Genomic DNA, 13,896 nt, shown 5'->3' with positions numbered 1-13,896 from the left:
TTGTCTGTTGACACTGCAAATATAAAAACTATTTATATAAATCCTATAGGAATAGTGGAATATTTTTAAATAAATTGATTTGTCTGAAAAATTGATGTTTTAGAAAAAGAGCTACTCACCCTAAAATTGCGCACTTTTTGATCCTCCTCTCAACAGCAAAAGAAGTATGGATTTTTGGTTCTTTTCATTTTTCCCAATTTAAATTCCCTCTTTCCACCGCAGGTGAAGAGAGGGTGATCAAGCGTAGCGATGGTCGGGTGAGTCAACTCGTCAGCTTAAATGAAACTCCAAAAGGGGATAAGAACTTTTGCGAACTTATTTCTCATTATTTCACATATTTGCACTATGAGCAAGTTATGGCAAAAAACCACTAATGTAAATGAACTGGTAGAAAACTTTACTGTTGGCCGCGACAGGGAATTTGACGAGCAAATGGCAGCTTTTGATGTTTTAGGATCGCTGGCCCATACCCGTATGCTGCAAAGTATAGGGCTGATGGATGCTGTCGATCTTGACCTTGTTCAACGCGAATTAAAAGCCATTTATGCCGATATTGAAAAAGGTGGTTTTACTATCGACGATGGGGTTGAGGATGTTCACTCGCAGGTAGAAATGCTGCTTACCCAACGTATTGGCGATGCCGGTAAGAAGATACATAGCGGCCGTTCCCGTAATGACCAGGTGCTGGTTGACCTGAAACTGTTTTTTCGCCATCAATTGCAGCAGGTTGTTGAAGAAACTGAAACCTTGTTTCGCCAGCTCATTGAATTAAGTGAAAAATATAAAGACGTTTTATTACCAGGTTATACCCATTTACAGGTGGCTATGCCTTCATCATTCGGACTATGGTTTGGCGCTTATGCCGAAAGTCTGGCTGATGATCTGGAATTGGTTTTGGCGGCCTATCGCATCACCAATAAAAACCCATTGGGTTCGGCAGCGGGTTATGGCTCGTCATTTCCGCTAAACCGTACCTTAACAACCCAATTATTAGGGTTCGATAGTTTAAACTATAATGTAGTATATGCCCAAATGGGCCGCGGTAAAACCGAAAGGATCATAGCGCAGGCTCTATCATCCATTGCCGCTACGCTGGCAAAAATGGCCATGGATCAGGCCCTGTACTTAAGTCAGAACTTTGCTTTTGTAAGCTACCCTGATACTTTAACCACGGGCAGCAGCATTATGCCGCACAAAAAAAACCCGGATGTTTGGGAAATTATGCGCGGCAAATGCAATCGCCTGCAGGCCCTGCCCAATGATGTGGCCATGATGACCACCAATCTGCCATCAGGCTATCACCGGGAGCTGCAGTTGCTGAAAGAGTTATTGTTCCCTGCGTTTACCGATTTGAAAAACTGCCTGCACATGGCCACCTTTATGCTGCAAAACATAAGCGTGAATGCCGATATATTGAAAGATCCCAAATATGCCTATCTGTTTAGTGTGGAGGAAGTGAATAGGATGGTATTAAACGGCACGCCTTTCCGGGATGCTTACAAACAAGTAGGTCTGGCTATTGAACAAGGTGATTTTAATCCTGATAAAACAGTAAACCATACCCACGAAGGCAGTATAGGTAACCTGGGTAACGAGCAAATTACAGCAGCATTTGATAAGTTGCTTACTAATTTTGATTTTGAAAAGGTTGAGGTGGCGATAAAAGGGCTGGTAGGAAAATAGAATGGTCATCCTACTCGATATAGATGGCGTTTTGGTAACTGCACCATCCTGGAAAAAGGTTGAAAGCGGCCCAGATGGTTTTATGTTATTTAATAAACAATCTGCGGAAAATTTAGCTTTTATACTATCAAAAACGAATGCATCTGTAATTTTGACCACTACTCATAGGATTAGTTTTGACTTGAAGAAATGGATTGAAATTTTTGCATCGCGAGGATTAAATATTCAAACGATTTCAAAGATAAATGATAAACAAGTCCTCGATGAAATATCAGATCGGGGAACTGAAATAAAAGAGTGGGTTGATAAAGAGGGCCATCAGCAGAATTATGTTATTATTGATGATGATACATCAATATATGGCTTACCGTCATCAATAAAAGACAGATGGGTTGCTATTAAACCATTTATTGGTATAGATGAAGAAGCAAAACAAAGGGTATTAGCAATTTTATTAGAAAAATGAACGGACAAAACAGAAACGATATTTACCCGGGCCTTGAGGTCGATATTATCCTGAAAAAAGACCAGCGGAGCGGTACCTTAACCCGTGGTTTTGTAAAACGGTTACTGACTAGCTCGGCCTATCACTCGCGTGGTATCAAGGTTCAGTTAGAAGATGGGCAGGTTGGCCGTGTGGCCTGGATAGTTGAAGAAGACTAAATTTAATAATTCATAAATTCTACACAATTCATCGCCATATTTACATCAGTACTTACCATAGTATCAGAACAATATGCCTGCAATCACTAAAACAAAAGCAAAGGTATGGTTTAAGTTAGATGCGCATCACCGTATGCTCATATCATTGATTGCAAGTGCTGTCACCCTGTTTTTTTCCTGGGGCCATTTTAGCACGCCCGCGGTGATATTGTTTACCTGGATAGCTTTTGCACTAATGATCATCATTATGGACTGGATAATCATTTTATCATCCCACCCGATGGAGGTTCGTAAGATTGCCAGGATCGAAGATTCAAGCCGTACATTGATATTTTTATTTGTAATCGTGGCTTCATTGATAAGTATGCTGGCCATTTTTTTCCTGCTGAAATCGTCAAAGGAGCTATCTCCCGAGGCTGTAACCGGGCACGTGTTGCTGGGCATGACTTCGGTTATTATTTCCTGGTGGCTGGTGCATACTATATTTACCCTGCGATACGCCCACATGTTTTATGCTACCGATCCTGACGATGATCAAAAGAAAAAGCCAATAGGCGGGCTTGAATTTCCGGGCGATGAAAAAGAACCCGATTATCTCGACTTTGTTTATTTCTCTTTTGTTGTTGGTATGACGTTCCAGGTTTCAGATGTAGAGATATCCTCCCGTCAGATCCGCCGCCTGGCCTGGATCCATGGTCTGATAGCATTTGCATTTAATACCGCTATTGTGGCATTAAGCATCAATGTAATATCGGGATTGGTAGCTAAATAAGCTTAACTAAACAGGCTGCTAATAAATTGAGGGCGTTTTAATTGCATGCCCAAAGCTTCATTTAGTTTTTCAACAACGTAATCAGCAAGTTTAGGTGAAAACTCTTCTTCGTGCTGGTGCATTAAAAACCATACCGATTGTAAACCCAATTGCTGCCATTGTTTTATCCGCTCCATCCATTCATCAACACGGGCATAGTCGGTAGGGTGCAGGCCATTACCCACAAAGCGGATAAACGCGTGTGGGGTAGGCAGGTTCATGTGCACCACATCACGACGACCGGTAGCATCAGTTATAACCGCGCCAACATTAAGGTCGCGGAGCATGGCAAATACCTTATCACGGTTCTCTTGTACTGCAAACCATTCTTTATGCCGCAGTTCAACAAATACGGGTACGTCTTTCGGGAGTTGTTCCAGGTATGCTTTTAGTTCCGGGAAACTTTTGGGGGTATAGTTATCGCTTAGCTGCAAAAACAACGGGCCAAGCTTATCGCCAAAGGCCATAATGCCCTCGTAATAGCTGGTGGTAATATCTTCCGCGTTTTTTAACCTGCGGATGTGGCTGATGCTTTGCGAAAACTTAGGACAAAATTTAAAATGAGGATTACTCTCGGCCTTGGCTTTCCATTTGGCAATAGTATCCGGACCGTAAACATTGTAAAAAGTAGCATTAAGCTCGATGCAATCAAAATGTTTTACATATTCATCCAAAAAATTAGCTTCTTTGGTTTTAGGCGGATAGATCTGACCTATCCATTCCTTACGTCCCCATTTAGCGCAACCCACGTGTACCTGCAAGGACTGGTTGCTTTTTGCAGCCTTTAGGGTATTGATGGTAAGTTCAGGATCAGGTGGGAGCGTAAAATCTACTGCTGCTAACTCCTCTGGGTTTACACGGCCAAATTCCATAGGTTAGTTGAATTTTTTTGGAAAGATAGGGTTTTGGGTTGAATTGTTAATGAAGCTGAATTGAGGGTAGTGTCTCGGTTTGAAATTTAATTTTCACTCGTAACCTCAACCCCATATCGTATTGCCGCCTCAAGTATATCAATTTTTATATCTTTTAGCGTTTTGAACTTGATGCAATACCCGGTAACGCTCGCCTTGCCTATTTCTTTTCCATACGTTTGGGCTAAGTATGTCTTATCCTTAATACCGAGAATATAAACAGAGATCCCTGTTGTGTTTGCGCTCAAACCAACTTGGAAAAAATCCCTGGTCTTTCCATCAGCATATTTTATGGTGTAAAATCCATAGCCTATGTTAGGGTTACTAACTGTTTTATTTTCACTGTTTTTACCATTGTCGAACCATAATTTACAACCTGGTAAAACTTGAAGTATGTGATTGTGCAACTCTTGAATTTCACTACGTTTTGGTTCGGGTTGGCTGGTAATATACTCTTTGATTTGTTCTTGTACGTCCATATGAAATATTGAATTATGGGGTGTTTACTTTGCCTTTTCAAATCTCGCTTTATTTACCGGAAAAAGGTAATCAACCCAACAAATCAACCTTAAATATAGGCGCCGCCCTTTTTTTAGAAGCCTGTTCATAAGCATAACCCAGTTTAATGATCTCGCCTTCTTTGTAAGCCGTGCTGAAAAAAGATAAACCAACAGGCAGCTCATGCGCTTTACCCATGGGTACCGTAATATGAGGATACCCGGCCATTGCCGCTGGACCCGAAAACGAGAACCCATTATCATAATCGCCGTTCACCAGGTCAATACAGCCTGCTGGGCCGTTGGTGGTACCTATAATGGCATCCAGTTTATTGTCGTTTAGTATTTTATCAATTACTTTTTTGGTGCCATCACTTGTCTTTTTTAAGGCATCCAGGTATTCTTTGCTTTTTAAATCGCCTTTGGCCTGGGCCTGTTCCAGGATTTCCTGTTTAAAAAAAGGCATGGCTTTAGCCTCGTTATTTTTGTTAAAGGCAATTACATCGGCAAGTGTTTTGGTTTTGCTGTTAGCGTTGTTTAAGTACAGGTTCAGCCCGTCTTTAAACTCATACAACAATACGTTAAATTCACCCTTACCTATTTCTTTTAACTCTTTATTCAGTTCAATTTCAACAACAATAGCACCTTTGCTTTTCAGCGTTTTAATGGCATCCTGTAACAAGGCTACCACAGCCGGATTATCATCTAAAGCCGATTTCTCAACACCCAACCGCTTGCCCTGCAATCCATTGATATCTAAAAATTTGGTATAATCGGTTTCTGCTTTTCCTTTACTGGCTAAAGTATAAGTGTCCTGCGCGTCAATACCGGCAAGTGCACCTAAAAGTATAGCGGCATCCTTAACCGTACGCGTCATTGGTCCGGCGGTATCCTGCGTTTTTGATATGGGGATAATGCCCGTGCGGCTCCATAGCCCAACGGTTGGCTTTATACCCACCAACCCATTAACCGATGCCGGCGATACGATAGATCCGTTAGTTTCGGTACCAATGGCTACGGTGCATAAATTAGCCGCCGCCGCCGATCCTGATCCCGCGCTTGAGCCGCTGGGGTTACGATCAAGTATATAAGGACATTTTGTTTGCCCGCCGCGGCTGCTCCACGCGCTGGTTGAGTGGGTGGAACGAAAGTTGGCCCATTCGCTCAAATTTGTTTTACCCAATAGCACGGCTCCAGCTTCGCGCAATTTGTATACAATAAAGGCATCCTGTTTGGCAAAATTATCGCCCAGGGCCAGTGAACCGGCTGTGGTATGCATGTTATCGCCTGTGTTAATATTGTCTTTTATCAGTACGGGTATGCCATGTAATGGTCCGCGTACTTTGCCTTGCGAGCGTTCTTTATCCATGGCGTCGGCCATGTTAAGGGCATCTTTATTTATTTCGATGACCGAGTTAAGTTTAGGGCCGTTCTTATCTATTTCATCAATGCGTTTCAGGTACAATTCTGTAAGCAATCGCGAGGTATATTGCTTGGCCTGCATTTTTTGCTGCAGATCGGTAATGGTTGCTTCCGAAAGTTCAAACAGGTCATCTTTGTCGTCAGTTGCAGCATCTGCTTTTTTTTCTGCGGATGGCTGACTGCAGGAAGCTGCAACCAGGGTTGATATAGTTAAACCTGCTAATGAACCTGTTTTTAGGAAATTTCTTCTGTGCATAAACCGTGAGTTTAAAGGTGTTACAAGTAACAAAATATTTGGCTAATTAAAAATTATCAACCTAATATGTTACACAAATCGCGGTCATATCAGCATAAATAAACTCCTGATTAAAAGCTTCCCAAACAACAATGCATTCTGCAATAAAATAGTGATTATTTTTGAGGGATCAGAGCCTCATCAGCCAGTTTATCCGTACCATCAACTTTGCCGGTATATGTAAGGCCTAATATATTTTTTATCAGGTTAAAAACATCTACATTTTGAAATGATGGAATGGTAGTATGGAGTTTAAATGCAGGTCCCCAGGCCAGGAATGTGGCATGCATATCTTTAACCACGCTGGGGTCATATCCATGCCAGCCTATGTTTATTTTTTTGCTGTATAAATTAAATACTTTAGGATAATGAGGGATCAGTAAAATATCGCCTATGCGGTTGTGCCAGTCGTCGGTTTGGGCATAATGTAATTTGGCGGGCATATCAGCCTTAAGATAAACGTCATAATCTTTAGCCTCCTGCTTTAAGTTGTTATAAGTAGCCTGAACGTCTGCCTGGTTTTTGGCATAAAGCTCAACCAATATCCCATCGCCCGAAACAATAAATTTGGAGGTATCAATAGCCGCGGGGATGCCAATAGCATGGTCTTTGTCAACTTTGGTCATCCCATGATCAGATACAAAAACAAAATTCACATCAAGGCCGGTTGTTTTTACGGCTTTGGTCAGTTCATTAACTGCCGAATCAACAAAATGAACCTCGCGGGCCGTTTCAGGTGCATCGGGGCCATAAACATGCCCGGCGTGGTCAACCTGTGGAAAGTAGAATGTAATGAGATGCGGACGATCTTCGGCGGGCAGGTTTAACCAGTTCACTACTTCGCTGATGCGTTTATGAATGGCTATCTTTTCGTTATAAACGTAATAATATGTAGGGGTTATATTTTGGATGGCAGCCTCAGATGCGACCCAGTAAAAACTGGCAGAAAGGAGGTGCTGCTGCTCGGCAAGCACCCACAAGGGCGAACCATAGTACCAGGAGCCATCGGCTACTTTGGCTTTATTGCCCATATAATAATCATCGTGACGGTCACGGTCATAAAATGTATTATTCACCAGGCCCGAGTGCGAAGGATATAAACCACTTACCAATGCATAGTGATTTGGAAAGGTAACTGATGGATATGATGGGATCATTGATGCTGCTCTCACACCATCGTTACTTAAGGCAAGTAAATTTTTGGCCTGGTATTTTTGTGCATAATCATACCGGAAACCATCCGCCGAAATGAGGATAACATAAGGCTTTTTTTGCTGTTCAATGCTGTTCTTTCGGCCCGGTACAATTTTCTGAACGGTATCAATCTGCCCAAAGGCAACAACAGTTTGTAAAAGGACTATTAAAAATGTGATGTATTTTTTCATGAAAAACGATAATGCGCAAATTTATATAAATAGCATTATGCGTATAATAAGATTGGGTTAAAGTATAAAGATCTTATTTCCTTTTCAGCGCCTCTGCAATTGCTTTTTCGGCAAGAGGCTCCATTACTTTGTAGCCCGCGAGATTTGGGTGAACCCCATCGCCCGATAATGATTTAGGCAGACCTTGCCTGTCATCAGCCATAGCCGAAAAATAATCCAGGTAAACGATATGGTGCTTATGTGCATAATCTTTGATCATGGTATTCAGGCGTACTACTTTTGGTGCAGGCTCCATACCTGGCCGCCACGGAAAATCAAAAGCGGGTAATACTGATGACAGCACCACTTTAATACCCGCGGCCTTTGCCAATATGGCCATTGATTGTATGTTGCCAAAAACAGCTTCCAGTTTAATAGGGCCATTGTTTTCGGCAATATCATTAATACCAGCCAGTATTACTACCACCGCAGGCTTTAAGTTAATTACATCATCGCGGAAACGTACCAGCATTTGAGTAGTGGTTTGCCCGCTAATACCGCGATCATAATAGGGCTTGCCCGCAAAAAATGCTGGATCATTATTTATCCAGAAGTCAGTAATAGAGTCGCCCATGTAAACTACACTTTTGGGGTTTGCTGCCGCTCCGGACACTTTGCTGTTATCGGCTTCATAGCGTTTAATATTGGCCCAGTCTTTATGAAAAGCCTCATCTTGTTTTTTACGGTTGATTTCTGCTTGTTGTTCTTTTTCGCTGGGCGATACGGTTTGCGCCATTGCGCCGGCTGCAAAGAGTACCAGCAACGAAAATGTTAATTTAAGCTTCATATAATTGGTGATTTAAAACTAAAGTAGCGCTTAATTATAATAAATAAAAGCATTTAGCAAATGTCTGTTTAAAACCCGCAAATTCCTTAGTTTAATAATGTCACAATTCTATATATAAATCGTAGAGTTTTAGCTTCCTGAAATGTTTTCATTATATTCATCACTCAGAATTTTAAAGCTATGGTACCGGATAAAATAATCAGCTTATTCTTGTTTGCTATCCTTCCGGTATTGCTACTGTCATGTGGCAAGCAAACTAAAGTTTTTGAGAGCAATTGTAATGAAGGGATAACTTTTAAGAAAGTTGAATTTACCGAACTCGTAAGTCATCTTGAAAAATATGATAAGCAGTATGTGGAGGTTAACGGAAAATATGCCGAAGGCTTTAAGCAATCAGCTTTATTCAATGATAGCCTTTTTGCCGATCATTCCCTAAAAAAGGCTTTGTGGGTTGATTTTAGCCAGGAATGCCCATTGTATTTATCAGGTACCCGGGTTGGTTTATTTGAGTATAATAACGGCACATTTACTCAAATTGATAAAAGATACATTACCATAAAAGGCAAAATTAACATGCATAACACCGGGTATTTAAAACAGTATAAGGGCTCAATAGATAGGGTGAGTTTTATTAAACTATAAATAATTTATTAATTTTTGTTTAAATAACTGATTAATACTCAATGATAAAGTATTTTTTGTTAAGCTATAATTAAAATAAATAGCATTTGCGTAAAACATTGATTAATAATTATCGTTATACTAAATAAATAATAACATATTACGATCATCGACCCGAACAATATGCCAGGTAATGGTTTTTGATGCGTTGACCGATGAATTAATTATTAATAGAAATTATTAAAAAAGTTTAAAATGGTATGATGAAGCCAAAAAAAAAATTGACGAAATCCTGAGCAAAGCTTATGCTTCTAAGCACATTAAGGAACTACAGTATAGCATAGCCGCTTTAAAACGAAATATAAAGTCTGTTGTTTTCGGCAAATATTTTAAGCATGTTAATGGTAATATGATCAGTATTGTCATATACGTTTTGATCAGGAGAGCTAAGAAACCCCTCAATTTCTTGTAAGGTTTCTGGATTCACTGATGCAAAAGCCATTGATGAGTCCGGGAAATTTCTTTTACTTGATATTCCGGATGCCAGTTTAATAATGTTTTTATGCCTTGTATCAAGTTCAATAGCTTTATAGATCCGATCAATGCTATTTTTATCGCCTTCAAGTACCTGCATAAAGGTGCCCTGGCAATATAATAATATGCCTGTAACGTTATACTTCTTATTATTAGTGCGCGAAACCTTAAGTACATCTATTAGTTCCTTTTCACTCAACGGCCTTTGAGCTGTGCTTACATAAACAATATATTCCATCTAATAGGGGGGCTATCCTTGTAGGGTACATTTCATACCTCACAACGGATGCTTGCAAATATTGTTTTTTTTTATGCGAATATTGTTTTGTTTTATGCTTTTTTATTGTAAAATGTTAAACATCAGGGTTGTTTACTATGAATTGTTAAATATTAAGCTTTAAACCGTCATATGCCAATTCAATATTATCGGGCAGCTCTTTTGATATATCAAGGTGTTTGCCTAAGCGGTGGCTGATGTGTGTTAAATAGGTTTTTTCGGCGCCTATATCATTGGCAAAGGCTATTGCTTCGTCAAGTGTAAAGTGTGATATATGTGTTTGTTTTTGCAGCGCATTGATCACCAGGATCTTTGTTCCGCTTATTTTTTCTTTCTCAGTTTCCGATACTGTTTTGGCATCAGTGATATAAGTAAAATCATTTATCCGGAAACCTAATACAGGTAATTTATAATGCAAAACCTCAACGGGGGTAAACTTTACGCTTCCTATATCAAAAGGGTGCAGGTCAATAGGGTGCACAATAACCTGCGGAATACCAGGATACCCGGTGCCATCAAAAATATAAGGAAACTCGCGTACCAGCGCCCTTTGTACACGTGCATCTGCATAAACATCAACCGGGCTGTTTTGCTTGTAATTAAACGCGCGAATATCATCCATCCCTGCAATATGGTCCTTATGCTCATGGGTAAATACAATAGCATCGAGGTGTTTTACTTTTGCCCGCAACATCTGGTACCTAAAATCGGGCCCCGAATCAATAACTATCGTTTTATCTTCGGCCTCAATTAAAATGGAGGTTCGCAGCCGCTTATCGCGGGCATCGGGCGAGGTGCATACCTCGCAGCCACAGGCAATAACAGGTACTCCCTGTGAGGTTCCGGTTCCTAAAAATGTTATGGTCACAGCTGCAGTTTAGTTTGTTTAATTTCCTGCAAAAATGCAACCTGTTTTTCGTCAAGCAGTTTATAGTCTACTTCAAGTTCACGCAAAAGCTCAACTATAGCCAGTATTTTACTTTCCAGGTTTGAGAAACGGTTAACAATAACCATACGACTGTTTAGTAACAGGCATGAGCCGGTTTTAAAATTGCCTTTTTCATACCGCACCCTGTACCCGGCTGATTTAAGCAGCATTTCAAGTTTTTCGAGCGTATGGTTAGTAGCGGGCAGCATTAATTCCAAAATTAACAAAAGTAAGTGTAATTATACCTTGAATTTCCTGAATTTTGAAAAGCTGACATTCGGAAAACTTGAATATATAATGGTTATATACCTATATTTAATCAACCTTTTATCCTAAAAATATCACCCAATGAGAAAGCTGTTATTAGTTACCCTAACTATAGTTATAAGCATTTCTGTTTTTGCACAGCAAACCAAAACCTATGCCGAGCGGCTTGGCTGGCCCAAAGGTGCCCGTGTAATTATTTTGCATGTTGATGATGCAGGTATGTCGCATGATTCAAATGAGGGTGTTGAGAAAGCTATAGATAAGGGTGTGGCAACCTCAACCAGCGTTATGATGCCTTGCCCCTGGGTGCCTGAGTTTAAAAAGTTTTTGGATAAACACCCCAATACAGATGCCGGTTTGCATTTAACCTTAACATCAGAATGGGATAGTTACCGTTGGGGGCCGCTGGCTGGTAAAGCCGCAGTGCCGGGATTAACGGATAAACAAGGTTGCCTGTGGCCATCGGTAGCGGCAGTATATTTTAGGGCCACGGGCGATGAGGTTGAAAAAGAGATAAGAGCCCAGCTTGACCGCGCGCTGAGCATGGGTTTTGTGCCCACGCATATGGATTCGCACATGGGAACATTGTTTGCCAAAGATGCCTTTATGGAGCGCTATATAAAAGTGGGTATTGAAAAACATATCCCTATTATGTTTCCGGGTGGTGATGATCTTTTTTACCGTGCCGAAGCTAAAGCGGCTACCATTGCCGATTTAAAAAAACAAGGCAAATACACCGAAGGTATGCAAATATCTGAACCAGCTGTCTTAGGTAAGGTAAAAGAAATTGGAGCCATGATTTGGAAAGGCGGCCTGCCTGTTTTGGATGATCTGCATAACTCCAGTTACGACTGGCAAATGCCCGATATAGAGAAAAAGACGGATGCGGAGATACAACAATGGTACACTGATCATTATATGGAGAGTATTGGCCGTCTTTCGCCCGGGTTAACTATGGTAATTATGCATTGTACCCAGCCATCAGCTGCATTTAAATATATTTCTGATACCGGCCAAAAGCGCAAAGGCGACCTGCTGGCCATGACAGACCCACGACTAAGGGAGTTTTTAAAACAACAGGGCTTTATTTTAACCACCTGGCGTGAAGTAATGGCGAGGAGGGTTAAAGCCGGTAATACGGATTAAAAGATGTGTGGATATGCAGGTGTGCAGATGTGCAAATTTCAAATGTGCAGATGATTTTAAATTTAGTGCATGCATCTGCATATCTGCACATCTGAAATTTGCACATCTATCTACTAATCACTTCCTGATATTTTTTTTTGCACCAACTTGTATTTGCCCGATTTGATGAGCCTTTGTTGCTCGGGCGAAAATGATTCGCGGCCGCCAAAATCCTGCACCCAGTAATTTTTATATAAGGCTGCGCCAACTTCTTTAAAGTCGGGGTTCATGAGGTTTTTACAGTGGCCCTCACTTTTAAACCAGCCATCCATTACCTCGGCTATGCTTTGCTGTCCAGCTGCAATGTTTTCGCCAACGGCATAGCTTTTAAAACCTTTATAAGCGTACCCGGCTGATAGTATACGGTCGCCCATACTGCGGCCGTCCCTGCTGGTATGGTCAAAATATTCGTGGCGGGCCATATCCCGGGCATGTCCTGCAGCTGCATCTTCAAGATCATTGTTCCAGGTTAAAGGAGCTGCCGGAGGATAATACCTGATGCCGCAGTTACAACCTTTTTGCCTGGTTAAATTTATACGGTATAAAAACTCGTTTCTGAACTGGCGGCTGCTTTGGCCGTAAGCGGTATTAAACGTAATTAAAATGGTAAGCGTAAAAATAATTTTTGCGATCAACTTTCTCATATCCTTTGTAAGACAGTTTTACCAGCAAGTAGTTTAAAACCGGCTGCAGATATAAGAAACGTTAAGGCCGGGGTTTTCTTATCCTTAACCGCCACCTGCCTTGTTTGCGGCGCCTGTAATAAATTATTACTGCTATGGCCATTAAAGCCAGGCTAATGATGAGAACTATTACAAGGCTACGCGTTTGGCTGATTTTGCTTTGTAAAGCTTTTTGTTGCTGGAGGTAAATACTTTTTTTTTGGCGATGGCCGAATCCTGTTTTTTGATCTGGATAGAATCCTGGGTGTTTATTTGAGCTAAGCGGTCTAACTCGGCTTTATGTATACTGTCATCAATCTCTTCATGCCGTTTTATGGCAAGGGAGGCTTTGGTAAACTCCTTCATTTGCCGGTATAAGCCTGCATAGCCTACCTGCACAGCCGATTCATTTTTAGGGTCTTTACTTTTTACAGAAAGCTTCAATGCCTCGTTCAGATCGCGCATACCCAGTTTATAATCTTCCATATCCCCCTTTATAGCCGAAAGCTCAATTAATGAAGTGATGATATTAGGCACATCATGCTTTTGCCGCGATATGGAATTTGATTGCAATATGAACCATTTGGCCTGAATGTATTTATGCTGTAAACGATAAATTTTTGACAAATTATTATAGCAGGTACGTAAACCCAGGGTATCCTCATAGTTTGAGTATACATGTAACGCCAGCATGGTATAATTTAAGGCATCCAGCTGGTTAAGGAATTTCCAGCGCCTGCTGCTTATCGTATCGTTCTTTGATAAATACGCGTTGGCAATGTCAATATATACAGGGCCCTTTAATGAATCTTTAGTGATCTGTAATTTTTGTTTAAGACTATCAAGATCACCCGCATGTGCTGATAATTGAAATACCGCTAAGAGGATAAAAATACAGGTAATAAGTTTCTTCATGTACGGGTTTATCG

The 13,896-nt window shown here is 40.9% G+C and carries 16 protein-coding genes; 6 read left to right on the top strand and 10 right to left on the bottom strand.

Annotated elements, in window-relative coordinates; genetic code table 11:
* Window positions 1–345: 345 nt before the first annotated feature.
* From argH to AC1DRQ_RS10910, 4 genes are all read left to right on the top strand, one after another.
* Window positions 346–1,683 (top strand): argininosuccinate lyase, encoded by a 1,338-nt coding sequence (gene argH, locus AC1DRQ_RS10925; protein WP_477424333.1) that lies wholly within the window; start codon window positions 346–348, stop codon window positions 1,681–1,683.
* Window position 1,684: 1 nt separating this feature from the next.
* Window positions 1,685–2,149, top strand: a complete 465-nt coding sequence (locus tag AC1DRQ_RS10920; RefSeq protein WP_477424331.1) for an HAD domain-containing protein — start codon at window positions 1,685–1,687, stop codon at window positions 2,147–2,149.
* Entirely contained in the window at window positions 2,146–2,346 is a 201-nt protein-coding gene (locus AC1DRQ_RS10915) for a YwbE family protein (RefSeq protein ID WP_477424329.1), read from the top strand. The genes AC1DRQ_RS10920 and AC1DRQ_RS10915 overlap by 4 nt, the downstream gene beginning before the upstream one ends.
* A gap of 73 nt (window positions 2,347–2,419) precedes the next feature.
* Window positions 2,420–3,118 (top strand): DUF1345 domain-containing protein, encoded by a 699-nt coding sequence (locus AC1DRQ_RS10910; RefSeq protein WP_477424328.1) that lies wholly within the window; start codon window positions 2,420–2,422, stop codon window positions 3,116–3,118.
* Between the two features lie 2 nt (window positions 3,119–3,120).
* On the opposite strand, the gene AC1DRQ_RS10905 is transcribed toward AC1DRQ_RS10910, so the two are convergent.
* The 5 genes from AC1DRQ_RS10905 to AC1DRQ_RS10885 all read right to left on the bottom strand — a co-directional run bounded on the left by AC1DRQ_RS10905 (window position 3,121) and on the right by AC1DRQ_RS10885 (window position 8,493).
* Window positions 3,121–4,029: a DUF72 domain-containing protein gene (locus AC1DRQ_RS10905; protein WP_477424326.1), complete on the bottom strand. Its 909-nt coding sequence runs from the start codon at window positions 4,027–4,029 to the stop codon at window positions 3,121–3,123.
* An 86-nt stretch (window positions 4,030–4,115) separates the two neighbouring features.
* A complete protein-coding gene (locus tag AC1DRQ_RS10900) occupies window positions 4,116–4,547 on the bottom strand; it encodes a hypothetical protein (RefSeq protein WP_477424324.1) in 432 nt (143 codons plus the stop codon).
* 70 nt (window positions 4,548–4,617) lie between these two features.
* Window positions 4,618–6,243, bottom strand: coding sequence for an amidase (locus tag AC1DRQ_RS10895; RefSeq protein WP_477424323.1), 1,626 nt, complete (start codon window positions 6,241–6,243; stop codon window positions 4,618–4,620).
* A 155-nt stretch (window positions 6,244–6,398) separates the two neighbouring features.
* Window positions 6,399–7,667: an alkaline phosphatase family protein gene (locus AC1DRQ_RS10890; RefSeq protein ID WP_477424322.1), complete on the bottom strand. Its 1,269-nt coding sequence runs from the start codon at window positions 7,665–7,667 to the stop codon at window positions 6,399–6,401.
* 73 nt (window positions 7,668–7,740) lie between these two features.
* A complete protein-coding gene (locus tag AC1DRQ_RS10885) occupies window positions 7,741–8,493 on the bottom strand; it encodes an SGNH/GDSL hydrolase family protein (RefSeq protein WP_477424320.1) in 753 nt (250 codons plus the stop codon).
* A 180-nt stretch (window positions 8,494–8,673) separates the two neighbouring features.
* On the opposite strand from AC1DRQ_RS10885, the gene AC1DRQ_RS10880 reads away from it, so the two are divergent.
* Window positions 8,674–9,135, top strand: coding sequence for a hypothetical protein (locus AC1DRQ_RS10880; RefSeq protein ID WP_477424318.1), 462 nt, complete (start codon window positions 8,674–8,676; stop codon window positions 9,133–9,135).
* 328 nt (window positions 9,136–9,463) lie between these two features.
* Here AC1DRQ_RS10880 and AC1DRQ_RS10875 read toward each other — a convergent pair whose 3' ends face one another.
* The 3 genes from AC1DRQ_RS10875 to AC1DRQ_RS10865 form a co-directional block, all read right to left on the bottom strand.
* Window positions 9,464–9,886 (bottom strand): BLUF domain-containing protein, encoded by a 423-nt coding sequence (locus AC1DRQ_RS10875; RefSeq protein ID WP_477424317.1) that lies wholly within the window; start codon window positions 9,884–9,886, stop codon window positions 9,464–9,466.
* 145 nt (window positions 9,887–10,031) lie between these two features.
* Window positions 10,032–10,793, bottom strand: coding sequence for an MBL fold metallo-hydrolase (locus AC1DRQ_RS10870; RefSeq protein WP_429397649.1), 762 nt, complete (start codon window positions 10,791–10,793; stop codon window positions 10,032–10,034).
* Entirely contained in the window at window positions 10,790–11,080 is a 291-nt protein-coding gene (locus AC1DRQ_RS10865) for a hypothetical protein (protein WP_477424314.1), read from the bottom strand. The genes AC1DRQ_RS10870 and AC1DRQ_RS10865 overlap by 4 nt, the downstream gene beginning before the upstream one ends.
* A gap of 121 nt (window positions 11,081–11,201) precedes the next feature.
* Between AC1DRQ_RS10865 and AC1DRQ_RS10860 the strand changes: the two genes are divergently transcribed.
* The gene (locus tag AC1DRQ_RS10860; RefSeq protein WP_477424312.1) at window positions 11,202–12,266 is read left to right on the top strand and encodes a polysaccharide deacetylase family protein; all 1,065 of its coding nucleotides are present in this window, start codon (window positions 11,202–11,204) and stop codon (window positions 12,264–12,266) included.
* Between the two features lie 113 nt (window positions 12,267–12,379).
* On the opposite strand, the gene AC1DRQ_RS10855 is transcribed toward AC1DRQ_RS10860, so the two are convergent.
* A complete protein-coding gene (locus AC1DRQ_RS10855) occupies window positions 12,380–12,949 on the bottom strand; it encodes a CAP domain-containing protein (protein ID WP_477424311.1) in 570 nt (189 codons plus the stop codon).
* Window positions 12,950–13,117: 168 nt separating this feature from the next.
* A partial coding sequence (locus tag AC1DRQ_RS10850) for a hypothetical protein (RefSeq protein ID WP_477424310.1) occupies window positions 13,118–13,896 on the bottom strand: 779 nt, incomplete at its 5' end.

Source organism: Mucilaginibacter sp. P4_E8, assembly GCF_056401495.1.
The sequence above is the reverse complement of the archived record's forward strand: the minus strand, read 5'-3'. Positions and strand labels throughout refer to the sequence as shown.